The 23,263-nt window shown below is 70.3% G+C and carries 21 protein-coding genes; 9 read left to right on the top strand and 12 right to left on the bottom strand.

Going from position 1 to position 23,263, the window contains the following annotated elements; translation table 11 throughout:
- Positions 1 to 7: 7 nt before the first annotated feature.
- Positions 8 to 1,402 (top strand): FAD-dependent oxidoreductase, encoded by a 1,395-nt coding sequence (locus tag AVL59_RS11715; RefSeq protein ID WP_067302494.1) that lies wholly within the window; start codon positions 8 to 10, stop codon positions 1,400 to 1,402.
- 27 nt (positions 1,403 to 1,429) lie between these two features.
- Here AVL59_RS11715 and AVL59_RS11710 read toward each other — a convergent pair whose 3' ends face one another.
- Positions 1,430 to 1,690 (bottom strand): hypothetical protein, encoded by a 261-nt coding sequence (locus tag AVL59_RS11710; protein ID WP_067317171.1) that lies wholly within the window; start codon positions 1,688 to 1,690, stop codon positions 1,430 to 1,432.
- A 115-nt stretch (positions 1,691 to 1,805) separates the two neighbouring features.
- Here AVL59_RS11710 and AVL59_RS11705 point away from each other — a divergent pair, with 115 nt between their 5' ends.
- A complete protein-coding gene (locus AVL59_RS11705) occupies positions 1,806 to 2,630 on the top strand; it encodes a rhomboid family intramembrane serine protease (RefSeq protein WP_067302492.1) in 825 nt (274 codons plus the stop codon).
- A gap of 10 nt (positions 2,631 to 2,640) precedes the next feature.
- Here the strand turns inward: AVL59_RS11705 and hemE are convergent, their stop codons facing one another.
- Positions 2,641 to 3,708 (bottom strand): uroporphyrinogen decarboxylase, encoded by a 1,068-nt coding sequence (hemE, locus tag AVL59_RS11700; RefSeq protein WP_067302490.1) that lies wholly within the window; start codon positions 3,706 to 3,708, stop codon positions 2,641 to 2,643.
- A 207-nt stretch (positions 3,709 to 3,915) separates the two neighbouring features.
- On the opposite strand from hemE, the gene AVL59_RS11695 reads away from it, so the two are divergent.
- The 5 genes from AVL59_RS11695 (at position 3,916) to AVL59_RS11675 (ending at position 10,651) form a co-directional block, all read left to right on the top strand.
- Entirely contained in the window at positions 3,916 to 4,596 is a 681-nt protein-coding gene (locus tag AVL59_RS11695) for a DUF3000 domain-containing protein (RefSeq protein ID WP_067302487.1), read from the top strand.
- A gap of 280 nt (positions 4,597 to 4,876) precedes the next feature.
- A complete protein-coding gene (locus AVL59_RS11690; RefSeq protein WP_067302484.1) occupies positions 4,877 to 5,536 on the top strand; it encodes a response regulator transcription factor in 660 nt (219 codons plus the stop codon).
- 158 nt (positions 5,537 to 5,694) lie between these two features.
- Complete coding sequence (locus tag AVL59_RS11685; RefSeq protein ID WP_079146651.1) at positions 5,695 to 6,984, top strand: ribonuclease D; 1,290 nt, start codon at positions 5,695 to 5,697, stop codon at positions 6,982 to 6,984.
- A 320-nt stretch (positions 6,985 to 7,304) separates the two neighbouring features.
- On the top strand, positions 7,305 to 8,525 hold the full coding sequence (locus AVL59_RS11680; protein ID WP_067302480.1) for a thiolase family protein: 1,221 nt from the start codon (positions 7,305 to 7,307) through the stop codon (positions 8,523 to 8,525).
- Positions 8,522 to 10,651: a 3-hydroxyacyl-CoA dehydrogenase NAD-binding domain-containing protein gene (locus AVL59_RS11675; protein WP_067302477.1), complete on the top strand. Its 2,130-nt coding sequence runs from the start codon at positions 8,522 to 8,524 to the stop codon at positions 10,649 to 10,651. The genes AVL59_RS11680 and AVL59_RS11675 overlap by 4 nt, the downstream gene beginning before the upstream one ends.
- A 59-nt stretch (positions 10,652 to 10,710) precedes the next feature.
- Here the strand turns inward: AVL59_RS11675 and AVL59_RS11670 are convergent, their stop codons facing one another.
- The gene (locus AVL59_RS11670; RefSeq protein WP_067317170.1) at positions 10,711 to 11,103 is read right to left on the bottom strand and encodes a hypothetical protein; all 393 of its coding nucleotides are present in this window, start codon (positions 11,101 to 11,103) and stop codon (positions 10,711 to 10,713) included.
- Between the two features lie 10 nt (positions 11,104 to 11,113).
- The gene (locus AVL59_RS11665) at positions 11,114 to 12,130 is read right to left on the bottom strand and encodes a PLL family lectin (RefSeq protein WP_067302475.1); all 1,017 of its coding nucleotides are present in this window, start codon (positions 12,128 to 12,130) and stop codon (positions 11,114 to 11,116) included.
- A 72-nt stretch (positions 12,131 to 12,202) separates the two neighbouring features.
- Here AVL59_RS11665 and AVL59_RS11660 point away from each other — a divergent pair, with 72 nt between their 5' ends.
- A complete protein-coding gene (locus tag AVL59_RS11660) occupies positions 12,203 to 12,595 on the top strand; it encodes a PIN domain-containing protein (protein WP_067302472.1) in 393 nt (130 codons plus the stop codon).
- Between the two features lie 15 nt (positions 12,596 to 12,610).
- Here the strand turns inward: AVL59_RS11660 and AVL59_RS11655 are convergent, their stop codons facing one another.
- From AVL59_RS11655 to AVL59_RS11625, 7 genes are all read right to left on the bottom strand, one after another.
- Positions 12,611 to 12,901 (bottom strand): hypothetical protein, encoded by a 291-nt coding sequence (locus tag AVL59_RS11655; protein ID WP_067302469.1) that lies wholly within the window; start codon positions 12,899 to 12,901, stop codon positions 12,611 to 12,613.
- Between the two features lie 85 nt (positions 12,902 to 12,986).
- Positions 12,987 to 14,513 (bottom strand): amino acid permease, encoded by a 1,527-nt coding sequence (locus tag AVL59_RS11650; RefSeq protein ID WP_067302466.1) that lies wholly within the window; start codon positions 14,511 to 14,513, stop codon positions 12,987 to 12,989.
- Between the two features lie 151 nt (positions 14,514 to 14,664).
- Positions 14,665 to 16,602 carry a 1-deoxy-D-xylulose-5-phosphate synthase gene (dxs, locus tag AVL59_RS11645; protein WP_067302463.1) on the bottom strand — a complete coding sequence of 646 codons (1,938 nt, stop codon included), beginning with the start codon at positions 16,600 to 16,602 and terminating at the stop codon, positions 14,665 to 14,667.
- A 204-nt stretch (positions 16,603 to 16,806) separates the two neighbouring features.
- The gene (locus AVL59_RS11640) at positions 16,807 to 18,123 is read right to left on the bottom strand and encodes a sugar ABC transporter permease (protein ID WP_067302459.1); all 1,317 of its coding nucleotides are present in this window, start codon (positions 18,121 to 18,123) and stop codon (positions 16,807 to 16,809) included.
- Positions 18,120 to 18,911: an ATP-binding cassette domain-containing protein gene (locus AVL59_RS11635; RefSeq protein ID WP_067302456.1), complete on the bottom strand. Its 792-nt coding sequence runs from the start codon at positions 18,909 to 18,911 to the stop codon at positions 18,120 to 18,122. Before AVL59_RS11635 ends, AVL59_RS11640 begins: the two co-directional genes overlap by 4 nt.
- Positions 18,912 to 19,098: 187 nt before the next feature.
- Positions 19,099 to 20,202 carry a sugar ABC transporter substrate-binding protein gene (locus tag AVL59_RS11630; protein ID WP_067302453.1) on the bottom strand — a complete coding sequence of 368 codons (1,104 nt, stop codon included), beginning with the start codon at positions 20,200 to 20,202 and terminating at the stop codon, positions 19,099 to 19,101.
- Positions 20,203 to 20,335: 133 nt separating this feature from the next.
- Positions 20,336 to 21,547 (bottom strand): ROK family transcriptional regulator, encoded by a 1,212-nt coding sequence (locus AVL59_RS11625; protein WP_067302450.1) that lies wholly within the window; start codon positions 21,545 to 21,547, stop codon positions 20,336 to 20,338.
- Positions 21,548 to 22,010: 463 nt separating this feature from the next.
- Between AVL59_RS11625 and AVL59_RS11620 the strand changes: the two genes are divergently transcribed.
- Complete coding sequence (locus AVL59_RS11620) at positions 22,011 to 22,331, top strand: hypothetical protein (RefSeq protein WP_237281482.1); 321 nt, start codon at positions 22,011 to 22,013, stop codon at positions 22,329 to 22,331.
- Positions 22,332 to 22,337: 6 nt separating this feature from the next.
- Here the strand turns inward: AVL59_RS11620 and AVL59_RS11615 are convergent, their stop codons facing one another.
- The gene (locus tag AVL59_RS11615) at positions 22,338 to 23,261 is read right to left on the bottom strand and encodes a carbohydrate ABC transporter permease (protein ID WP_067302448.1); all 924 of its coding nucleotides are present in this window, start codon (positions 23,259 to 23,261) and stop codon (positions 22,338 to 22,340) included.
- Positions 23,262 to 23,263 lie beyond the last annotated feature (2 nt).

The following is a 23,263-nucleotide window of genomic DNA, read 5'->3' as shown; positions in this document are numbered from 1 at the left end:
TGTTCGCATGACCATGAACGGTGAGCGCGAGGGCAGGGAACGGCTGGTGGTGATCGGCGGCGACGCCGCGGGGATGTCCGCGGCGTCGCAGGCCCGCCGGCTGCGGGGCGCCGGGGAGCTGGAGATCGTGGCCTTCGAGCGCGGCCACTTCAGCTCCTTCTCGGCGTGCGGGATCCCGTACTGGGTGGGCGGTGACGTCGTGGAGCGGGACCGGCTGATCGCCCGTACACCCGAGGAGCACCGCGCGCGGGGCATCGATCTGCGGATGCGCACGGAGGTCACGGAGATCGACGTGGCGGGCGGCCGGGTACGCGCGCGTGACGTCGATTCCGGGGACGAGTCCTGGACGTCGTACGACAAGCTCGTGATCGCCACCGGCGCCCGCCCGATCCGCCCGGACATGCCGGGCGCGGACGCACCCGGCGTGCACGGCGTGCAGACCCTGGACGACGGCCAGGCACTGCTGGACTCGCTGGTACACACGCGTGGCCGTCGTGCGGTCGTCGTGGGAGCCGGCTACATCGGCGTGGAGATGGCCGAGGCCCTCATCAACCGGGGCTTCGAGGTGACGGTCGTCAACCGCGGCAAGGAGCCGATGTCGACCCTCGACGCCGACATGGGCCGCCTCGTGCACCGCGCCATGGAGGGCCTGGGCATCACCATGGTCAACGACGCCGAGGTCACCAAGGTCCTGACCGGCGAGGACGGCCGGGTGCGGGCGGTGGTCACGGAGGACGCCGAGTTCCCGGCGGACATCGTGATCCTGGGCATCGGCGTACGTCCCCAGACCGCCCTCGCCGAGGCGGCGGGCCTCCCGCTCGGCGCGCACGGCGGCCTGCTCACCGACCTCGCGATGCGCGTGCGCGGCCACCGGAACATCTGGGCGGGCGGCGACTGCGTCGAGGTGCTCAACCTGGTCTCCGGCCAGGAGCAGTACGTCCCGCTCGGCACCCACGCCAACAAGCACGGCCAGGTCATCGGCACCAACGCCGGCGGCGGTTACGCGACCTTCCCGGGCGTCGTGGGCACGGCGGTCAGCAAGGTCTGCGACCTGGAGATCGCCCGCACCGGCCTGCGCGAGAAGGACGCCCGCCGGGTCGGCCTCCGGTACGAGACCGTCACCATCGAGTCGACGAGCCGCGCCGGCTACTACCCCGGCGCCGCCCCGATGACGGTCAAGATGCTCGCCGAGCGCCGCACGGGCCGCCTGCTCGGCGTACAGATCGTCGGCAGGGAGGGTGCGGCCAAGCGCGTCGACATCGCGGCGGTCGCGCTGACCGCGCAGATGACGGTGGAGCAGATGACAGCCCTGGACCTGGGCTACGCTCCGCCGTTCTCACCGGTGTGGGACCCGGTTCTGGTGGCGGCGAGAAAGGCAACGGCAGCGATCAGGCGGGCGTAGGGCACGCACCCGCACCCCGCACCGCTCCTAGGCCGTCCCGCTGATCCGCGGCAAGGAAGTGACGGCCGCACTCGACGTCACGGCGGCAGGCTGCTCACCCGCCGGCTTGGCATGAGACGCCGCGGGGCGAGCCGACCGCAGCCGGTGGCTCACCGCCTCGTCCAGCGTCACGGGCCGCTGCATCTGCGAAGCGAGCCGCCCCGCTTCCTGACCGAGCCGCGCGACATCCTCCCAGGGAAGCCGTAGCACCAAAGACAGCTCTGCCTCACCATCGGGGAGAGCATGCATCGCCGAAACCTGCGGAACGTTCATCGCCTGTCCTCACGTCGGTTGAGAACAGATACGCACGCGTGCCCGGCCGCGTTCACCGATTCACGTGCCGCTTCGCGGGCACTACTTCTGTGTGGTCATCCCCGTCCATGACGTGAACCCGCTGCGCCGCACGCCCTATGTGACGTACGCGCTCATCGCGGCCAACGTCCTCGTCTTCCTCGCCACCCCGGGCGCTGCCGGTTCCGTGGCCGCAGGCGGCGATCTGGCGCGGCTGTGTCACCTCCAGGCGTTCGTGGACCACTACGCGGCGGTCCCCCGGGAGCTGATCCACCATCAGATGCCCCGGCTGGTGCCCACGGGCGGCGTGGGCGTGGGCCCGCACGGCCCGGGCTGTGTCGTGGCGCCACCCGGCTACGACAAGTCCCCGCCGCTGTCCGTGTTCACCGCGATGTTCCTGCACGGCGGCTGGCTGCACCTGCTGGGCAACATGCTCTTCCTGCTGATCTTCGGCAACAACGTCGAGGACCGGATGGGCCACATCCGCTACTTCCTCTTCTACGTCGTCTGCGGCTACGCGGCCGGCTACGGGTTCGCGCTGCTCAACGACGCCTCCGGCGACCCGCTGATCGGCGCGTCCGGAGCGATCGCCGGGGTGCTGGGCGCCTATCTGGTGCTGTATCCGACGGCCAGGGTCTGGGTCCTCGTCCCGTTCCTGGTCTTCCTGCCGCTCAGGCTGCCCGCCTGGCTGGTGCTGGGCTTCTGGTTCGTGCTCCAGGCGGTGTACTCCTCGGGGCACGGGGTCTCCGGCGCCGGAACCGTGGCGTACGCGGCCCATGTGGTCGGCTTCGCGGCGGGCATGCTGCTGGCCTGGCCGCTCAAGCCCGGCACCCCGCCCCCGCCGGAGCCGCCCCGTCTGCTCTTCGGCAGGCGGGCCCGGCCCCGTCAGGTGTGGTGAGCGGGTCCGCTCAGCGGGCGCTCGCCGTGTGGACGTAATCCACGAGCCGGGTCAGCGCGTCCGGGTCGGTGTTCGGCATCACGCCGTGGCCGAGGTTGAAGACGTGGCCCTCCAGGCCGGTGGCCGCGTCGAGCACCTCACGGGCCCGGGCCTCGACGGTGTCCTTGTCGGTGAACAGGACGGTCGGGTCGATGTTGCCCTGGAGCGCCTTGCCGGGGCCGACGCGGCGGGCGGCCTCGTCCAGCGGGACGCGCCAGTCGACGCCGACGACGTCCGCACCGGCCTCGCCCATGAGCTTCAGCAGCTCACCGGTGCCGACACCGAAGTGGATGCGCGGGACGCCGTAGCCCGCGACGGCCTCGAACACCTTCGCCGAGGCGGGCATCACGGACTTCACGTAGTCGGCCGGGGCCAGCGCGCCCACCCAGGAGTCGAAGAGCTGCACGGCCGAGGCGCCCGCCTCGATCTGCACCTTCAGGAAGGCGGCGGTGATGTCGGCGAGACGGTCCAGCAGGTCGGCCCACAGCTGCGGGTCGCCGTACATCATCGCCTTGGCGTTCTCGTACGTGCGGGACGGACCGCCCTCGACGAGGTAACTCGCGAGGGTGAAAGGCGCGCCCGCGAAACCGATCAGCGGAGTGGCGCCCAGCTCGCGGGTGAGCAGGCCGACCGCCTCGGTGATGTAGGGGACGTCCTCGGGGGTGAGGTCGCGCAGCCGGGCGAGGTCGGCGCGGGTGCGGATCGGCTGCTCGACGACCGGGCCGACGCCGGGCTTGATGTCGAGGTCGAGGCCGATGGCCTTGAGCGGGACGACGATGTCGCTGAAGTAGATCGCGGCGTCCACGTCGTGCCGGCGCACCGGCTGCAGCGTGATCTCGGTGACCAGCTCGGGCCGCATGCAGGACTCCAGCATGGGGATGCCCTCGCGCACCTTGCGGTACTCCGGCAGCGAGCGACCGGCCTGGCGCATGAACCACACGGGGGTGTGCGGCACGGGCTCGCGCCTGCACGCCCTGAGGAAGGCGCTGTCGTACGTCGCTGTCGGCTGCTGGCCCGTGGGGCTTCCGTTGGCACTCACGGGGCCAGTCTCGCACGACACGGGTCACCGGAATTCAGCCTGTCCGGGGGTCCCCCCGCTCAGGCGGAGCCGAGAGCGGGGAGAGCGAGGACGAGGCCCGTTCAGGGCCGAAGCGGGGGCTCGGGGCGGCGGCCCCCGGACGGCGCGGCAGTGCCGGAGCGGGGTGTCTAGTCCGGCACCGAGCACCGGCTCCCTTACCCTTCCCGCATGGCTGCGGCTCAGGGACGAATGTCGGACAGTGCTGACGGTACGGACGACGAGAAGGACACCGGGGAGGCGGACCGGCACTCCGACAGTTCGGGTCCGCCGGCTTTCCGTGCCGCGGTCGAAGCCCTGCGCGGCAGCCGTCTGCGGCCGCAGGTCGAGGTGGAGACGACGCCCGCCCCGCGGCGGCTCGCCCCGTTCGCGTACGCGCTGGAGGCCGTGGTGGTCGACGGTGACCAGGATCTGGCCGACGGGCGGCTGGTGCTGCTGCACGACCCGGCGGGGCACGACGCCTGGCGCGGCACGTTCCGGCTGGTGACCCTGGTGCGCGCGGAGCTGGAGCCGGAGATGGCGGCCGATCCGCTGCTGCCCGAGGTGTGCTGGTCGTGGCTGACCGGCGCGCTGCAGTCGCGCGGTCTCACGTACGGCGAGCCGAGCGGCACCGTCACGCGCGCGGGCTCGCACTACTTCGGCGGGCTGGCCGAGCGGCCGCCCGCCTCGCAGATCGAGATCCGCGCCTCCTGGACGCCCCGCGAGAGCCTCGCCGGGGTGCCGGACACCGCAGGGCACCTCGCTTCCTGGTGCGATCTGCTGGCCCAGGTCGGCGGGCTGCCCCCGGCCGGTCCGGGTGACGCCTCGGTGGTGACCCTGCCGCAGCGGCGCAGGGGTCCGCAGTCCCGGTGATGTCACGACCGGTCCGGCCGGCTTAACCCCCGCGAACGCCCAATTGACCATCTCTTTGTCGATACGGCCACTTTCCGCACTCGAATCGCACCGGCCCGGACCGACTCGATCTTCGGATGATCGATCGCGTGTCCGAATTGCACGGATTGTTACTCACTAGATCGTGATCATTCTCTAAAGGCGGACGGGTTTGCTGCCGAAGACGACTGTGACCTTGAAAGCACGGTTCGTCCCGGCTTCTTCCCCAAAGCCGGCCCCTTCCCCCACCCCAGGAGGCCTGGTGTCCGTTCTCCTCGAGCAGCCCGCAAGCCTGGTCGCCTACCGCCCGAACAAGCCGACCGCCATGGTGGTCGTGGCCGACCCGCGCGTCCGCTCCACCGTCACCCGTCACCTGTGGGCGCTCGGTGTGCGCGATGTCATCGAAGCCTCGTCCATCGCGGAGGCTCGTCCCCGCATCGGCAACCCCCGCGACATCTGCGTCGCCGACGTCCACCTGCCCGACGGCTCCGGCCTGACCCTGCTGTCCGAGACCCGCGCGGCGGGCTGGCCCAACGGGCTGGCGCTCTCCGCCGCCGACGACATCGGCGCCGTCCGCAACGCCCTGGCGGGCGGGGTCAAGGGCTACGTCGTCACCGGTACCCGGACGAACATCGGGCTCCCCGCCCGCCCCGGCGCCGCTCCCCTCGGCGCCGGCGCCCGTATGCACCGCCGCCCCCCGGGTGCCCCGAGCCACCCGGGCGGCTACCGGGAGCTGTCCGGACGCGAGGTCGAGGTGCTGCGGCTGGTCGCCGAGGGCCAGTCGAACAAGGCGATCGGCGTCTCGATGGGCCTGTCCGCACTGACCGTGAAGAGCCACCTCGCCCGTATCGCGCGCAAGCTCGGCACGGGCGACCGGGCCGGCATGGTCGCCGTGGCCTTGCGCACCGGAATCATCCACTGACCCCCTCGGCCGCACCCTGCGCCGGGCCGCTCGCCGGCAGCGCCGGTTCCACCATGTGAACCGGGCGTTCACCGGCCTGACTGGTTTATGACCCTCCGGTGCCCGTCGCCGGAACGTTCCGGCGACGGGTGCTGTCCATACACGGATACCCTTGACATGTGACCGACGCCCAAGACACCGCAGCAGACGCTTCCCTGCGCACCACCGGAGGCACCCCTCCGGACGACGCCGGATCGTCTGTGACGGGGGCGCCGACTCCACTACTCGAACCCCGCGAGGGCATTCCGCCCGTGATCGCCGACGAGGCCGCCCTCGCCGAGGTGATCGCCGCGTTCGCCGCCGGTTCCGGCCCTGTGGCCGTCGACGCCGAGCGCGCCTCCGGCTACCGCTACGGCCAGCGCGCCTACCTGGTGCAGCTGCGCCGCGAGGGGGCCGGCACCGCGCTGATCGACCCCGTCGCCTGCCCCGACCTGTCCGGCCTCGGCGAGGCGCTGTCCGGCGTCGAGTGGGTGCTGCACGCCGCCACCCAGGATCTGCCCTGCCTGCGCGAGATAGGCATGGTGCCGACGCTGCTGTTCGACACCGAGCTGGCCGGCCGGATCGCCGGGTTCCCCCGGGTCGGCCTCGGCGCCATGGTCGAGAGCGTCCTCGGCTTCGTCCTGGAGAAGGGCCACTCCGCCGTCGACTGGTCCACCCGCCCGCTGCCCGAGCCCTGGCTGCGCTATGCCGCGCTGGACGTGGAACTCCTCGTCGACCTGCGCGACGCTCTGGAGAAGGAGCTGGACCGGCAGGGCAAGCTGGAGTGGGCCCGCCAGGAGTTCGACGCGATCGCGTCCGCGCCGCCGGCCGAGCCCCGCAAGGATCCCTGGCGCCGTACGTCCGGCATGCACAAGGTGCGGCGGCGCCGGCAGCTGGCCGTCGTACGGGAGTTGTGGCAGACACGGGACCGGATCGCCCAGCGGCGGGACGTGTCGCCGGGCAAGGTTCTTTCGGACGCGGCCATCGTGGAGGCCGCGCTTTCCTTGCCGGGCAGTGTGCACGCGCTGGCCGCGCTGAACGGGTTCGGGCACCGGGTGGGGCGGCGGCAGCTGGAGCAGTGGCAGGCCGCGGTGGACCGGGCCAAGGCCCTTCCCGACGGTGCGCTGCCGCAGCCCGGCCAGCCTGTCACCGGGCCGCCGCCGCCACGGGCGTGGGCCGACAAGGACCCCGCCGCGGCGGCCCGGCTGTCCGCCGCCCGGGCCGGGGTCTCGACGCTGGCCGAGCAGCTCGGCATGCCGCAGGAGAACCTGATCTCTCCGGACACGGTGCGGCGTCTTTGCTGGGAGCCGCCGAAGGTGGTCGACGCCGGGTCCGTGGGTGCCGCGCTGGCGGGGTACGGCGCGCGGGCGTGGCAGGTGGACCAGGTGACGGCCGCACTGGTTGCGGCGCTGTCCGCGAACGGTGTCTAGCCACCGCAGGACTTGATCACGTACGGCGGCCGCGGGTTCACCGTGGCCGCTCGCGCCCACACGGCGGAGCCGCGTATCGACACGGTCCCGCGCTCCTTCGGGGCGCCTCCGGTACGTCGAGATCGCGCCAAGATCCTGCCACCTTGCCGTGCCCGGCCGCGGGCGGTCGTTCCGCGCGGCGATGGGGGTCCCCCCGCTCGAGCGAAGCCTCTGGTGTGACGTTCGCCGCTCCCCCCACCAGGACTGTGCAGCCACGTTACTCATAAGTAGCATGGTCGTAAGCAAGCGCTCAGCGTCCCGCACCCTGGAGGAGAGCCATCGTGCCTCGTACCGTCAGGGACGTCGTCTTCGTCGACGGCGTCCGCACCCCGTTCGGCAAGGCGGGCCCGAAGGGCATCTACCACGAGACCCGCGCCGACGACCTTGTCGTGAAGGCGATCCGGGAGCTGCTGCGCCGCAACCCCGGTCTGGACCCGAAGAAGATCGACGAGGTCGCCATCGCCGCGACCACGCAGATCGGTGACCAGGGTCTGACCCTCGGCCGCACGGCCGGCATCCTCGCCGGTCTGCCCCAGTCGGTCCCCGGCTACTCGATCGACCGCATGTGCGCCGGCGCCCTGACCGCCGTGACGGCCACCGCCGGTTCAATCGCCTTCGGCGCCTACGACGCCGTCATCGCCGGTGGTGTCGAGCACATGGGCCGCCACCCGATGGGCGAGGGCGTGGACCCGAACCCGCGGTTCGTGAGCGAGAAGCTGGTCGACGAGTCCGCCCTGTTCATGGGCATGACTGCCGAGAACCTGCACGACCGCTACCCGCACATCACCAAGCTGCGCGCCGACGAGTACGCGGTGCGCTCCCAGGAGAAGGCCGCCAAGGCGTACGCCAACGGCAAGATCCAGCAGGACCTGGTGCCGATCTCGGTGCGCCGCACCAGCCCGGAGGCCGGCGAGACCGGCTGGGGTCTGGTCACCGCCGACGAGCCGATGCGCCCGGGCACGACCCTGGAGAACCTGTCCGGCCTCAAGACGCCGTTCCGCGTCCACGGCCGGGTCACCGCGGGCAACGCGGCCGGTCTGAACGACGGCGCCACCGCCTCGATCATCGCGAGCGAGGACTTCGCCCGCGAGAACGGCCTGCCGGTCAAGATGCGCCTCGTCTCGTACGCCTTCGCGGGCGTCGAGCCGGAGGTCATGGGCTACGGCCCGATCCCGGCGACCGAGAAGGCCCTCGCCAAGGCGGGTCTGGGCATCGGTGACATCGGTCTCTTCGAGATCAACGAGGCCTTCGCCGTCCAGGTGCTGGCCCTCCTCGACCACTACGGCATCGCGGACGACGACGAGCGCGTCAACCAGTACGGCGGCGCGATCGCCTTCGGTCACCCGCTGGCCTCCTCCGGCGTCCGGCTGATGACGCAGCTGGCCCGCCAGTTCGAGGAGCAGCGACACGTCCGCTACGGCCTGACCACCATGTGCGTCGGCTTCGGCATGGGCGCGACGGTCATCTGGGAGAACCCGCACTTCGACGGAGGCGACAAGTGAGCACCACCGCTGAACTCCTGAAGGGCGCGGCCGAGCTGTTCCCGGACGAGGTCGTGACCCAGGCGCACGTGCGCCACTTCGACCTGCCGTTCGGTGCCGGGCGCTTCGCCCTGATCACGCTGGACAACGGCCTGGACCACACCAAGCCGACCACCTTCGGCCCGGCCTCGCTGGCGAACCTCAACACCGCCATCGACCAGGTCGAGAAGGAGGCGGCCGAAGGCACGATCGTCGGCGCCGGTGTCACCGGCAAGCCGTTCATCTTCGCCGTCGGCGCCGACCTCAAGGGCGTCGAGCTGCTGAAGAAGCACGAGGACGCGCTGGCCATCGGCAAGGGCGGCCACGAGGTCTTCAAGCGCCTCGCGGCCCTCGCGGTCCCGACCTTCGCCTACTACAACGGCGCCGCGATGGGCGGCGGCGTCGAGGTCGGCCTGCACTGCACCTACCGCACGGTGTCCAAGGCCATCCCGGCGTTCTCGCTGCCCGAGGTCTTCCTGGGCCTGGTCCCGGGCTGGGGCGGCTGCGCCCTGCTGCCGAACCTGATCGGCGCCGACAAGGCCGTCTCGGTCATCATCGAGAACAGCCTCAACCAGAACAAGCAGCTCAAGGGCCAGCAGGTCTTCGACCTCGGCATCGCCGACGCCATCTTCGAGGGCGCCGACTTCCTGGAGCAGTCGCTGATCTGGACCGCCCAGGTGCTCAAGGGCGACATCGAGGTCGAGCGTCCGGTGATCGACCGCGGCGAGGCCTGGGACCAGGCCGTCGCCAAGGGCCGCTTCATCGCGGACGGCAAGGTGCACGGCGCGGCCCCGGCCGCCTACCGTGCCCTTGACATCATCGCGGCCGCCAAGAACGGCGACCTGCAGCAGGGTTACGACGCCGAGGACAAGGCGCTCGCCGACCTGATCATGGGCGGCGAACTGCGCTCCGGCATCTACGCGTTCAACCTGGTGCAGAAGCGCGGCAAGCGTCCCGCGGGCGCCCCGGACAAGAACCTGGCCCGCCCGGTCACCAAGGTCGGTGTCGTCGGCGCCGGTCTGATGGCCAGCCAGCTCGCCCTGCTCTTCCTGCGCCGTCTGGAGGTGCCGGTCGTCCTGACCGACATCGACCAGGAGCGCGTCGACAAGGGTGTGGGCTACGTCCACGCCGAGATCGACAAGCTGCTCGGCAAGGGCCGGATCAACCAGGACAAGGCCAACCGTCTCAAGGCGCTGGTGACCGGTGTCCTGGACAAGGCCGAGGGCTTCTCCGACGCGGACTTCATCATCGAGGCCGTGTTCGAGGAGATCGGTGTCAAGCAGCAGGTGTTCGCGGAGGTCGAGGCGGTCGCCCCGGCGCACGCGATCCTCGCCACCAACACCTCCTCGCTGTCGGTGACGGAGATGGCGTCGAAGCTCCAGCACCCCGAGCGGGTCGTGGGCTTCCACTTCTTCAACCCCGTCGCCATCCTCCCGCTCCTCGAGATCGTCCGCGGTGAGAAGACGGACGACGCCTCGCTCGCGACCGCGTTCGCGGTGGCCAAGAAGCTGAAGAAGACCGCGGTCCTCACCAAGGACGCCCCGGCGTTCGTCGTGAACCGCATCCTGACCCGCTTCATGGGCGAGATCCAGAACGTCATCGACGAGGGCACCCCGGTCGAGGTCGCCGAGAAGGCGATCGAGCCGCTCGGTCTGCCGATGTCCCCGCTGGTCCTCCTGGAGCTGGTCGGCCCTGCGATCGGTCTGCACGTCTCGGAGACCCTCAACCGGGCCTTCCCGGACCGCTTCACGGTCTCCGCGAACCTCGCGGCCGTCGTCAAGGCGGGCAAGCGCGGCTTCTACGTCTACGACAGCGGCAAGCCGGAGCTGGACCCGGAGGTCGCCGCGCTGCTGAAGCAGGGCGATGTCGTCCTGACCGAGGAGCAGGTGCGCGAGCGCGTGCTCGACGCGGTGGCGCAGGAGATCGGGCTCATGCTCGACGAGGGCGTCGTCGCCGAGGCCCAGGACATCGACCTCTGCCTGATCACGGGTGCCGGCTGGCCCTTCCACCTGGGCGGCATCACGCCGTACCTGGACCGCGAGGGCGTCTCGGAGCGCGTGAACGGCAAGAAGTTCCTGGCTCCGGGCGTGGCGAGCGTCCCGCAGTAACGGCCTTCGTACGGTCTGCGGTGCCCGGTACACCTCGGGGTGTGCCGGGCACCGGCGTGTCAGGGGGCGGGAGAGCGCGCGTCCTCGACATGGACGACGTGCAGTTCCCTGCCGTCCAGGTCGCGCTTGGACCGCCCGTGGATCCCGACCGCCAGATGCCCAGGGTCCTCGGACTCGTCGAGGGCGACGAAGGTGACCACGTCCGGATGGTGGCCCGTCACCAGCCAGCCCTCCCCGCTCTTGAGCTCCAGCACCCGGAAGTCGCCCGCCGGGCCGCCCACGTGCGCGGGACCGAACTCGCGCAGGATCTCGGTGGCCCGGTCGGCGAGTGGTCCCTCGGGTTCCTCCAGCACCACACAGGTGCCGTGCTCGTAGAGCACCCACGATTTTCCGGAGCCGCCAAGGAGACGCCGCCAGGCGCCGATGAGTGTCTCGGTGTCCACGACCGCCATCATGGCGCACTCACAGCTGCCGCCACGCCTCCAGCGCCAGCCCCGGCTCGTCCTTCCGTCCGGTCAGCAGGAGTTGGCCGGTCGACGGGGACAACGTCGCCGCCACCAGCCGGTCGTCCTCGTCCAGGGCCAGCGACACCAGGGCGTCCACCGGCAGACGCGGACCCGACTCCGTCCACCACGCGCCCGCCGACTCCAGCTCGGTGGGATAGGCGGCGAAGGCCACACGGCCGCTCGCCGAACGCTGGGCCAGCAAGGTGCAGTCGTGGCCGTCGAGTTCGCAGCGGACCGCCGTGACCGGGCCGGGGCCCGCCGAGGGCAGCAGGGTGGCCGGCTTGCCGCCGGGACGCCAGGCGCACAGATCGCCCGAGTCGTCGGTGTAGAAGACGGTCGTGCGGTCGGCGGACGTGGCCAGGGCGCGCAGGGTGCCGGGGCGGACGCCCGTCTCCAGTGCCTCCTGGAGGACCGGCTGGGCGCCGGGCTCCTCCTGGCGCCAGTACAGGATGGTTCCGGGGGCGGCCGCGTACAGGTCGATCCGGCCCCGCTCCCCCGTCACCGCCGCCAGGCCGTCCTGGATGTCCCGGCCCTTCAGGTCGCGCCAGGGCTCCCAGCCGCCCTTCTCCTTCTGGGCGAGCAGGCTCACCCCGCCGTCGCCGTTGCGTACGAAGACGTGGGCACGGCCCTGGGCGTCCACGGCGACGGCGGGCCGTCCGGTGCGGTCGCCCGTCCTGTCGGGGTGGCCGATCGGGTTCCAGTCCAGCGCCGCGAGGCGGGGGCGGAAGTGGGTGGAGTGCACCAGCCCGGACTCGCCCTTCTTGGTGGGCCGCCAGGAGACCAGGTGGGCATAGCCGTCGGCGCCCTGCCCGAGGGCGAGGACGGGGTGGAGTTTCTGGTCGCCGCCCACCGTGCGGGGGTCGGTCCAGGGGCCGCCGGGCCCGCGCTCCACCCGGCACAGGACGGCCTCGCCCGACAGCTGGTAGACACTGAGCCGGCCGTCGCGGCCGCGCATGAGCCAGTCGCCGTTCACCGGTTCACTTTAAGCCGCCCGTGTGAGGTGCCGGATCCCGCCCCCGCACGGGCGCCGTGGGACCCTTGCCCCATGAACGACCCTCTCGGCTCCCCGGACCCGGACGGCCCTGTGCTGGTGATCGTCGACGGCGCCAACGTCGTCGGATCGCGCCCCGACGGCTGGTGGCGGGACCGCAGGGGCGCCGCCGAGCGGCTGCGGGACCGGCTGGCCGGTGCGGGGCTGCCGGGTCACGGCGGTGCCGTGGAGATCGTGCTCGTGGTCGAGGGTGCCGCCCGTGGGGTGGAGTCGGTGCCGGGGGTCCGGGTGGAGTCCGCGTCCGGCAGCGGGGACGACCGGATCGTGGAGCTGGCCGCCGGGCAGCCCGGCCGGCCCCGCCTGGTGGTCACGGCCGACCGTGAGCTGCGGCGCCGGGTGACCGAGCTGGGCGCGGAGGTCACCGGGCCGCGCGCCGTCATCGGCTGAACGCGCGGGGCCGCCCTACCACGCGGTGAGCGCCACGATCAGGGTGAGGAGGCCGGCCACTGAGACGGCTCCGAGGGCGGTTCCGACGACGGCGGTCCACATGCGGCCGATGCCCCGGCGGGCGTAGTGGACGCCGGCGAGGCCGAAGGCGAGGGCGAGTGGGCCCGCGATGAACGACCACGGCAGCATGGCCAGCGCGAGGGAGGGCCATACGCCGGTGGCCGCGACGGCCCCGAGGACGAGTGAGGTGGGGCCCAGGGCGACGGCGGGTGCGTCCTTGTGGCCGGGCGCGAGCGGTGCGGACATGAGATCCCCCGATTTGAACGCGTTCAAATAGCTGCTGCGAGCATAGCAGCGGGTCCGCCCGGCACCGCGGCCGACGGGTGACCGGTCAAGGGGTGCCGCCGTTCGGCGGACGCGTGACCTCGCCGACGGCGGTCTCCCCGTCCCGGGCGAGGCGGCTGTGCGTGCGGCCGTAGAGGAAGTAGACGAGGAAACCGATCACCATCCAGATGGCGAACCGGAGCCAGGTCTCGGCGGGCAGGTTGAGCATCAGCCACAGCGAGGCGCACACGGACAGGATCGGGATGACCGGGACCCATGGGGTGCGGAAGGCGCGGTGCAGGTCGGGGCGGGTCCTGCGGAGGATGATGACGCTGATCGCGACGACGATGAAGGCGAACAGCGTGCCGATGTTCACCAGTTCACCGAGCGTGCGGAGACTGGTGAAGCCCGCGACTACGGCGATGATCACGCCGAGCAGGATGGTCGGACGGTAGGGCGTCCTGAAGCGCGGGTGGGTGTGCGAGAAGAACCGCGGCAGCAGCCCGTCGCGGCTCATCGCGAAGAACACCCGGGTCTGGCCCAGGAGCAGGATCATGCAGACGGTGATCAGGCCGATGGTGGCGCCGAAGCTGATCACGCCCGCGTACCAGGGGTGCCCCGTGGCCTTGAAGGCCTCCGCGAGCGGGGCCTGTACGGACAGCTCCCGGTACTTCTGCATGCCGGTGACGACGATCGAGACCGCCACGTAGAGCACCGTGCAGATGAACAGCGAACCGATGATGCCGCGCGGCATGTCGCGCTGCGGGTTGCGGGTCTCCTCGGCGGCCGTGGCCACCACGTCGAAGCCGATGAAGGCGAAGAACACGATCGAGGCGCCGGTGAAGACGCCCATCACACCGAAGTTGGAGGGCGCCCATCCGAACATCAGCTGGATCAGCGGAGCCTTGAGGCTGCCGCCGGCCGCCGCGCTCTCGGACCGCGGGATGTAGGGGTGGTAGTTGGCCGTGTCGACGATGAACGCCCCGGCGATGATCACGATGAACACGACGACCAGCTTGATCGCCACGACCACCTGGGTGACCCGCGCGGACAGCTTCATGCCGATGACGAGCACGGCCGTGAGCACCAGGACCAGCAGGGCCGCGAACAGGTCGAAGCCGAAGCCGGAGGCGCCGTCCCGCCCGCCCATCACCTCGGGCACGTGCCAGCCGATGTTGTTGACCAGGAACGACCGGAAATAGCCGGACCAGCCGACGGCGACCACCGCCGTGCCCAGCGCGAACTCCAGGACCAGGTCCCAGCCGATGATCCAGGCGGGCAGCTCGCCGATCGAGGCGTAGGAGAAGGTGTACGCGGACCCGGCCACCGGGACGGTGGAGGCGAACTCGGCGTAGCAGAGCGCGGCCAGGGCGCAGACGACACCCGCGGCGACGAAGGACAGGGAGATCGCGGGGCCCGCGGTCGTCTTGGCGACCGACCCGGTGTACACGAAGATGCCGGTGCCGATGATGACACCGACACCGAACACGGTCAGGTCCAGCGCGGACAGGGACTTCTTGAGCGCGTGCTCCGGTTCCTCGGTGTCGAGGATGGACTGTTCGACCTTCTTCGTTCGGAAGAGGGTGCTGCTCACGGGCCTACCTCCCACACGCTCGTCGTCCTCGACATGATCGAGAGAGCTGGGGATGCGTATGCCCCGGCACAGGCAGGTTCACGCAGACGGGCCGGTTCCGCCACCGGGGAAGGAGGCGAAACCGGCCCTACGGGTGCTTTCCCGGGCGTACCTAGTCGCGCGCCGGTTCGACGGAGTCCACGGCGTCGGCCGCGTCGGCCGCGTCCTCGAAACGACCGTCCAGTTTGGACACCAGGCCGGTGACCTGGCGGGCGATGTCGGGCGCGGTCAGCCCGATCTCGGCCATGACCTCCGCGCGGGAGGCGTGGTCGAGGAAGCGCGGCGGGATGCCGAAGTCACGCAGCGGCACGTCCACACCGGCGTCCCTGAGCGCCTGGGCGATCGCCGAGCCGACACCGCCGACGCGGCTGTTGTCCTCGACGGTGACGACGACGCGGTGCCGGTCGGCGAGCGGGGCCATGGCCTCGTCGACGGGCTTGACCCAGCGCGGGTCGACCACGGTGGTGGAGATGCCCTGCTTGTCGAGCAGGTCGGCGATCTCCAGGCACATCGGGGCCAGGGCACCCACCGAGACCAACAACACGTCCGGCCGGTCGGTGCCCGGCTCGCGCAGCACGTCCATGCCGCCGACGCGGCCCACGGCCGGTACGGCGGGGCCGACGGCACCCTTGGAGAAGCGCACCACGGTCGGCGCGTCGTCGACGGCGACGGCCTCGCGCAGCTGCGCCCGCACCTGGTCGGCGTCGCGCGGGGCGGCCAGCCGGAGTCCGGGCACGACCTGCAGGATCGACATGTCCCACATGCCGTTGTGGGAGGCACCGTCGGTGCCGGTGACGCCGGCCCGGTCCAGCACGAAGGTCACGCCGCACTTGTGCAGGGCCACGTCCATGAGGACCTGGTCGAAGGCGCGGTTGAGGAAGGTGGCGTAGACGGCGAAGACCGGGTGCACACCGGCGTGGGCCAGACCGGCCGCGGAGACGGCGCCGTGCTGCTCGGCGATGCCGACGTCGTAGATCCGGTCCGGGAAGGTGTCCGCGAACTTCTTCAGGCCGACGGGCTGCAGCATCGCCGCCGTGATGGCCACGATGTCCTCGCGCTCCTTGCCCAGCTCGACCATCTCGTCGCCGAAGACGGAGGTCCAGTCGGCGCCCGAGGCCTTGACCGGCACACCCGTGTCGGGGTGGATGGGACCGATGCCGTGGAAGCGGTCGGCCTCGTCCTGGAGGGCGGGCTGGTAGCCGCGGCCCTTCTCGGTCAGGCAGTGCACGATGACCGGCCCGCCGAACCGCTTGGCCCGCGCCAGCGCGGACTCCAGCGCCTCGATGTCATGTCCGTCGATGGGGCCGACGTACTTCAGGCCCAGGTCCTCGAACATGCCCTGCGGCGCGATGAAGTCCTTCAGCCCCTTCTTGGCGCCGTGCAGGGTCTCGTACAGCGGCTTCCCGAGGACCGGGGTGCGGTCGAGGATGTCCTTCGTACGGGCGAGGAAGCGCTCGTAACCGTCGGTCGTGCGCAGGGTCGCCAGGTGGTTGGCGAGTCCGCCGATCGTCGGGGCGTAGGAGCGCTCGTTGTCGTTGACGACGATGACGAGCGGGCGGTCCTTGGCCTCGGCGATGTTGTTCAGCGCCTCCCAGGCCATGCCGCCGGTCAGGGCACCGTCGCCGATGACGGCGACGACGTGGCTGTCCCGTTTCCTCAGCTGGTTCGCCTTGGCGATGCCGTCGGCCCAGCCGAGGACCGTGGAGGCGTGGCTGTTCTCGATGACGTCGTGCTCGGACTCGGCCTGCGAGGGGTAGCCGGACAGGCCGCCCTTCATCTTCAGCTTGGAGAAGTCCTGCCGGCCGGTGAGCAGCTTGTGCACGTACGACTGGTGCCCCGTGTCCCACAGGACCTTGTCCTTCGGGGACTCGAAGACGCGGTGCAGGGCGATGGTGAGCTCGACCACGCCCAGGTTGGGGCCGAGGTGGCCGCCTGTCTTGGCGACGGCGTCGACGAGGAAGGTCCGGATCTCCTCTGCCAGCTGTTCCAGCTCCTCCAGGCTGAGCCGGTCCAGATCGCGCGGTCCCCTGATGCGGGTCAGCAGCGGCACCCGTGCCTCCTTGCAAGTAGAGCTGATCGAGCTGTTGCCGGGCTTGACGAGTCTAATGTTCCGGCTTTGTAGGACACGACAGTGCCCGGCACCTTTGAGGCACCGGGCAGAATGAGCCACCTGAAAGAGGCGCGGGGAACTGCGCGGCCGGCCCACACGGACCGGCACCCGCAATCACACCCGCGCCCCCACGGCGGCTAGGCGTTACGCACGCCCCGCCGTCTTCTGCGTCTTGCGCGTGATGGAGTCGATGACCACGGTGGTCAGCAGAACCGCCGCGGTGATCATGTACTTCACCGGCTCCGCGATGGACTCCAGCTGCAGACCGTACTGGATGGACACGATCACCAGCACACCCAGCAGCGCGTTCCAGGTGCGGCCACGCCCGCCGAACAGCGACGTACCACCGATGACGGCCGCGGCGATCGCGTTCATCAGCAGGTCACCGGTACCGGCGCTCTGGTTGGCGGAGGCGATCTTCGAGGCCAGGAACAGACCGCCGATCGCCGCGAAGCCACCGGAGATGGCGAACACGGAGATCCGCACCGCCGTGACGTTGATGCCCGCACGCCGGGAGGCCTCCACGCTGCCGCCGAGCGCGAAGATCTTGCGGCCGTAGGAGGTACGGCGCAGCAAGAAGTCGGTGCCCACCAGGAACCCGAGGAAGATCACGGTGGCCAGCGGCAGGCCCTTGTACTGGTTGTACATGTAGGCCGCGGCGAAGGCGACCACGGCGAGCAGCACGGTGCGCAGGACCGTGTCGCTCAGCGGCCGGGACGGGACGCCCGCGGCCTCCCGGCGCCGGTTGCCGAGGAAGGAGGAGACGAAGAAGAGGGCGACCACGACGACCGCGAGTCCGTAGGCGGCGGCCACGTCCGAGAAGTAGTACGTGGTCAGCTTGCCGATCAGACCGTCGCTGTCGAGGTTGATCGTGCCGTCCTCGCCCAGCACCTTCAGCATGAAGCCCAGCCAGAACAGCAGACCGGCCAGCGTCACGGCGAAGGCGGGGGCGCCGAGCACCGCGAAGAAGAAGCCGTGCAGCGCGCCGATGGCGAGACCGGCGACGATGGCGACGAGCACGGCCGCCCACTCGGGCCAGCCCTGGTTCACCGCGAGGACGCCCGCGAGGGCGCTGGCCGCGCCGCTGACCGAGCCGACCGACAGGTCGATCTCGCCGAGCAGCAGCACGAAGACGATGCCGACCGAGATCATGCCCGTGCCGACCATCGTGATCGTGATGTCGTTGATGTTCTGCGCGGACAGGAAGTTGGAGTTCAGGACCTGGAAGATGATGCAGATGATCGCGAGGCCCAGGACGACCGGGAGGGAGCCCAGCTCGCCGGCCTTCATCTTGCGCTTGAACTCGGTCCAGTAGCCGAGCAGACCCTCTTCCTGCACCAGCAGGCGCGGGTCGACCGCGGTGACCGCGGCGGCCGCGGCCTCGGGGTTCACGACGTCCTTGGAGGCCTCGGGAGCCTCGGAGGACTTGTCGAGGTTCGCGGAAGTCTTGTCGATGCTCACTTGGAAACCTCCCCGGACGTGCGCGCCGCACGGCGGGTCACGGCGTTGTCGGTGGCGCCCGTGATGGCGGAGATGATCTCCTCCTGCGAGGTCGTCTTGACCTCGAAGACGCCGTTGTTGCGGCCGAGGCGCAGCACGGCGACCTTGTCGGCCACCGCCTTCACGTCCGCCATGTTGTGGCTGATGAGGATGACGGCGTGACCGCGCTCGCGCAGGCGCTCCACGAGGTCGAGGACCTGGGCGGTCTGCTCGACGCCGAGGGCGGCGGTGGGCTCGTCCAGGATGACCAGCTTGGGGTCGCCGAGCATCGAACGGGCGATGGCCACGGTCTGGCGCTGACCGCCGGAGAGCGAGGCGATCGGGATGCGGACGCTCGGGATGCGGATCGAGAGCGTGGTCAGCAGCTCGCGGGCGCGGCGCTCCATCTCGACCTCGTCCAGGACGCCCCACTTCCTCAGCTCACGGCCGAGGAACAGGTTGCCGACGACGTCGATGTTGTCGCACAGCGCGAGGTCCTGGTACACCGTCGCGATGCCCAGGGCCTGGGCGTCGTGCGGCCTGCTGATCGACACGGGCTTGCCATCCCATTCGATGGCGCCCTCGTCGATGGGGTGCACGCCGGCGATCGTCTTGACCAGCGTGGACTTTCCGGCACCGTTGTCGCCCACCAGGGCGACCACCTCACCGGCGTGGACCTCAAGCTCTACGTCGGTGAGCGCCTGAACGGCACCGAACCGCTTGGAGACCCCGCGCAACGCCAGCACGGGCGTAGCGGACACGTGAACCATCTCCTTCGCCGCCTGACCCGGCGGGAGGTTGTGCAGAAGTTTGGGGAAGTTCCGTCCGGCGCCCCGCGCCGAGCTTGCGGGGCTGTGTGAATGCGCGGGGCGCCGGAGGAGACTGTGAGCCGTCAGTCGGCTTCCCTACGGGCATTCAAGGACGAACGCCCGTGTACGGGAAGGGACTTGACGCTGCTTACTTGAGGCCGATCTTGTCACAGGCGGACTTGTACTTGCCCGTGCAGATCTCGGCGGTGGTGTAGACGCCGTCCTTGATGACGGTGTCCTTGATGTTGTCCTTGGTCAGCGCGGTGACGGGGACCAGGACCGACGGGACGTCCTTCTGGGAGCCGGAGGAGACCTTGTCCTTGGCGACGGAGTCCAGCGACTTGCCCTGGGCGAGGTACACGGCCATCGTGGCGGCGGCTTCGGCCTCGGGGGCGTACGGCTTGTAGACGCTCATGTACTGGTCACCGGCGACGATGCGCTGCACACCGGCCAGCTCGGCGTCCTGGCCGGTCACCGGGACGTTGATGCCCGCGGCCTTGAGGGCGGTGATGATACCGCCGGCCATGCCGTCGTTGGCGGAGTAGACACCCGCGATCTTGTCCTTGCCGACCGCGGAGATCGCCGCCTCCATCTCGGAGTTGGCGTTGTCCGGCGACCACTCCTTGGTGTCGTACTCCTTGGCGACGGTGACCTTGCTGTCGAGGACCGAGTGCGCGCCCTTCTTGAACTGGGCGGCGTTCGGGTCGGTCACCGAGCCGTTCACCATGACGATCTTGGAAGACTTGGCGGCCTTGCTGCCCAGCGCCTTCAGCAGGGCCTCGCCCTGGGTCTTGCCGACCTCCTCGTTGTCGAACGAGGTGTAGGCGCTGATCGGTCCCTCGGCCAGACGGTCGTAGGCGACGACCTTGATACCGGCGTCCTTGGCCTTCTGAACCGAGTTCTGAATGGCCTTGGCGTCGACCGCGTCCACGATCAGGACGTCCACCTTGTTGGTGATCATGGTGTCGACCTGCTGGGCCTGCAGGTTCGCGTCCTGGCGGGCGTTGTTGTACTGGATCGTCGCCTTGCCGTTCGTCAGCTCCTTGATCTTCTTCTCGATCAGCGGGCGGTCGAACTTCTCGTAACGGGCGGTCTTGTTCTCCGGAAGGAGGAGGCCGACCTTGATGTTGTCGCCCTTCTTGGCGGACGCCGAGGAAGAGCTGTCGCCACCCTTGGACTCCTTGGCACTGCCACAGGCGGCCAGCGAGACTGCCATCGCACCAGCGGCAACGACGACGGCGGCACGACGCATGCGCGTGTTCACTCTAGAAACCTCCCTGACGAGGCCGCGTCGTTGCGGCCGAGGTGGCTGGAAGTCAACTCGGCCACACGTGCGACGTCAAGAAGTAAATCCTTAACGAGATGGCAACGGTGCCATCCGTTCTCTAAGTGAAGGCAGGCGCCGCCGCGGGCAGGACGCCCGTGACAGAACCGTCCAGAAGGGTCGAATCGCCCATCTCGCTGAGGGCGAGAGCCAGCGCTCCGAGCACCTCCGCACGGCCGCCAAGTGCCCCCGGGAGAACGGACAGTTGGCGCGCCGCACTGGGAATGGCGTAGCGGCCGACGGACTCCCTGATGGGCCCGAGAACGAGCTCTCCGGCCTCGGCGAGATCACCGCCCAGGACCACCCGGCTCGGGTTCAGAAGGTTGCAGAGATTGGCCACTCCACTGCCGATATGGCGGCCGACATCGGCGATCACCCGACGACAGCCCGGGTCTCCGTCCCTGGCCAGCCGCACGACGCCTTCCATCGTCAGATCGGCGCCATGGCTGGGCTGGAGCAGCGGGAGCACATAGCGCGCGGCCGTGAAGGTCTCCAGGCAGCCGCGGTTGCCGCAACGGCAGACCGGGCCGGATTCGTCGAGTGTAATATGCCCGATTTCACCCGCGGTGCCGCCGGGACCGCGATAGATCTTCCCGTCGATCACCAGGCCGGCGCCGACACCGCTGGCGACCTTGATGTAGGCGAGGTCACGGACGCCCTTGCCGCTGCCCCAGACCAGCTCGCCGAGGGCGCCGAGGTTGGCGTCGTTGTCCACGTGGACGGGCACGCCGAGGCGCTCGCGCAGCTCCTCGGCGGGCTTGGTGCCGCCCCAGCCGGGCAGGATCGCGGTGGACCCGAGGGTCCCGGACTCCACGTCGATCGGGCCGGGCACGCCGAGCCCGACGCCGGCCACCTTGGACCGGTCGACGCCGGTTGCCGCGATCAGGCGGTTGACCAGCTCCTCCGCCCGGTCGAAGCCCTGCGTGGAGGAGGCGTCGACGTCCAGCGGCTCGGATTCCTCGGCCAGCACCTGGTGCGCGAGGTTCCCGATCGCGACGCGCAGGTGGGTGTGCCCGAAGTCGACGCCGATGACAATCCCGGCGTCCCCGCTCAGCGACACGCTGCGGGCCCGTCGGCCGCCGGCCGAGGTGGGCGTGACCTCGACGGTTCCGCCGTCCTTGAGCTCCCGCACGATGTTCGAGACCGTCGCGGCGGACAGGCCGGTCGTGCGCGCGATCTCCGCCTGCGTGAGCGACCCCGCCAGCCGCACGGCCCGTACGACTCGTTCCAGGTTGGCTCGGTGCAGCGACGACTGCGACCCCGGAGTCTCCATCGACCCATCCACTCCCGCCATCGGCCGGGCGGCCCCAGTGCCGCCCGTGGCCCAGGTCACATCTGCGGAACCGGGCCACTTACAAGTTATGAACTCCAAGCTCGGCTGTACGGGTTACCGCAGTCAAGTCCTTGACGGAAATCGCTGTCACTTCCGTGGTCCGCGTCGGACACCTCGCGGACATGTGAAAGCCACCCCGAGCAGGGCGGAAGCGCGCGCCGGCCGGGTTTCCGGGCGGGGATCGAGGGGTGCGGCAGAGTTGTCGCGCAGGGGCCGACGGATCGTTCACCCGCGGAATCCGGGGCCGGCATCACCCGGTCGTGAACGAGTCCGGAGCCCTTGAAGCGGATCGCAGGTGCGAAGCAGCACCGGGTGCCGGGGCAGAGCCCCGGTGAACGGCCGAGGTGGTGGTGCCTCGGTAAAGGGCTGGAGCGGGGTCCGGCGCTCGGGCAGGATCGGCCATGTGCTCCCGCCCCGACTGCTCTGGCGCGACCCCCGGCCCGCCCCCCGGTTCAACCGGCAGGAGCCGGTGACCGTGATCGTCCGCGATCCCGGCTTCCACGAGCCGGCCGACGCGGACGACTGCTCGGTGTTCTGGTACTTCTGCCGGACGCACGAGCGCCCCTACCGGCACGAGGCCTGCGGGGACGGCGCCCATCTGATCGCCCTGCACTGCCGGGAGCACGGGCCCGAGAACTTCTTGCCGGACCCGCGCATGCTGATGTTCCCGGCAGGCTTCACTCCCCCGCTGAGTGAGGCACAGCTGACCTGGGCGCGCTCGTGAGGTCCGCTACTTCAGCGCGCCCGCCGTCAGGCCCGCGACCACCTGGCGCTGGAAGACGATGTACGCCGCGAGCACCGGCAGCATCGCCATCACCAGGCCCGCGAAGAGGCCGGACCAGTCACCCTTGTAGCCCTGGCTGACCGCCAGCTGGACCAGGCCCTGGGTGAGGACGCGCTTGTCGGGGTCGGTGTTGAGGACCGTGGGGAGCATGTACTGGTTCCACTGGCCCAGGAAGTTGAAGATGCCCACGCTGATCAAGCCCGGCTTGGCCATGGGCAGCATGATCTGGAAGAACGTACGGGTGTGCGAGGCGCCGTCGACGAAGGCCGCTTCCGCCACCGAGGTGGGCAGGGTGCGGAAGAACGCGGTCAGGAAGAAGACCGTGAACGGCAGCGAGTAGGCGATGTAGACCAGGATCAGGCCGTGGATGGTGTTCAGCAGTCCCATGTTGTTCACGACGTAGAACAGCGGGACCAGCGCCAGCATGATCGGGAAGCTCATGCCGCCGACGAAGAGGTAGTAGATGAAGCGGTTCCCGGGGAAGTCGAAGCGGGCCAGCACGTAGGCGGCCATCGACCCGAGGACCAGGGTGCCGATCAGCGAGCCGCCGACCACCAGGATCGTGTTCAGGAAGTAGTCGCCCATGTTGGCCTGGGTCCAGGCCCGCGACCAGTTGTCGAAGTGCAGCTTGTCCGGCAGGGACCAGGGCGAGCCGAAGATGGAGCTGTCGTCCTTGAAGGACGTCATCACCGCCCACAGCAGCGGCATGACCACCATGATCGCCCACAGGATCAGCATCCCGTGGGAGAAGACGTTGAGGACGCCGCCCTCCTTCTTCCGCGCGGGGGGCTTCGGCGGTGCCACGTCGATCTTGGAGACGGTCGCGCCGGACTCGGCCGGCAGCGGGGCGGGGGTCTCGGTCGTCTTCATCG

It is taken from the genome of Streptomyces griseochromogenes (genome assembly GCF_001542625.1).
GTDB lineage: Bacteria > Actinomycetota > Actinomycetes > Streptomycetales > Streptomycetaceae > Streptomyces > Streptomyces griseochromogenes.
This window is presented reverse-complemented; position numbering and strand designations above follow the sequence as displayed.

Coding starts and splice junctions, on each gene's coding strand:
- AVL59_RS11630 (WP_067302453.1), bottom strand. CDS start 20,202: ATGCGTCGTGCCGCCGTCGTCGTTGCCGCTGGTGCGATGGCAGTCTCG.
- AVL59_RS11670 (WP_067317170.1), bottom strand. CDS start 11,103: ATGGCGGTCGTGGACACCGAGACACTCATCGGCGCCTGGCGGCGTCTC.
- AVL59_RS11715 (WP_067302494.1), top strand. CDS start 8: ATGACCATGAACGGTGAGCGCGAGGGCAGGGAACGGCTGGTGGTGATC.
- AVL59_RS11710 (WP_067317171.1), bottom strand. CDS start 1,690: ATGCATGCTCTCCCCGATGGTGAGGCAGAGCTGTCTTTGGTGCTACGG.
- AVL59_RS11615 (WP_067302448.1), bottom strand. CDS start 23,261: ATGAAGACGACCGAGACCCCCGCCCCGCTGCCGGCCGAGTCCGGCGCG.
- AVL59_RS11655 (WP_067302469.1), bottom strand. CDS start 12,901: ATGTCCGCACCGCTCGCGCCCGGCCACAAGGACGCACCCGCCGTCGCC.
- AVL59_RS11635 (WP_067302456.1), bottom strand. CDS start 18,911: ATGGTTCACGTGTCCGCTACGCCCGTGCTGGCGTTGCGCGGGGTCTCC.
- AVL59_RS11660 (WP_067302472.1), top strand. CDS start 12,203: ATGAACGACCCTCTCGGCTCCCCGGACCCGGACGGCCCTGTGCTGGTG.
- AVL59_RS11695 (WP_067302487.1), top strand. CDS start 3,916: ATGGCTGCGGCTCAGGGACGAATGTCGGACAGTGCTGACGGTACGGAC.
- AVL59_RS11625 (WP_067302450.1), bottom strand. CDS start 21,547: ATGGAGACTCCGGGGTCGCAGTCGTCGCTGCACCGAGCCAACCTGGAA.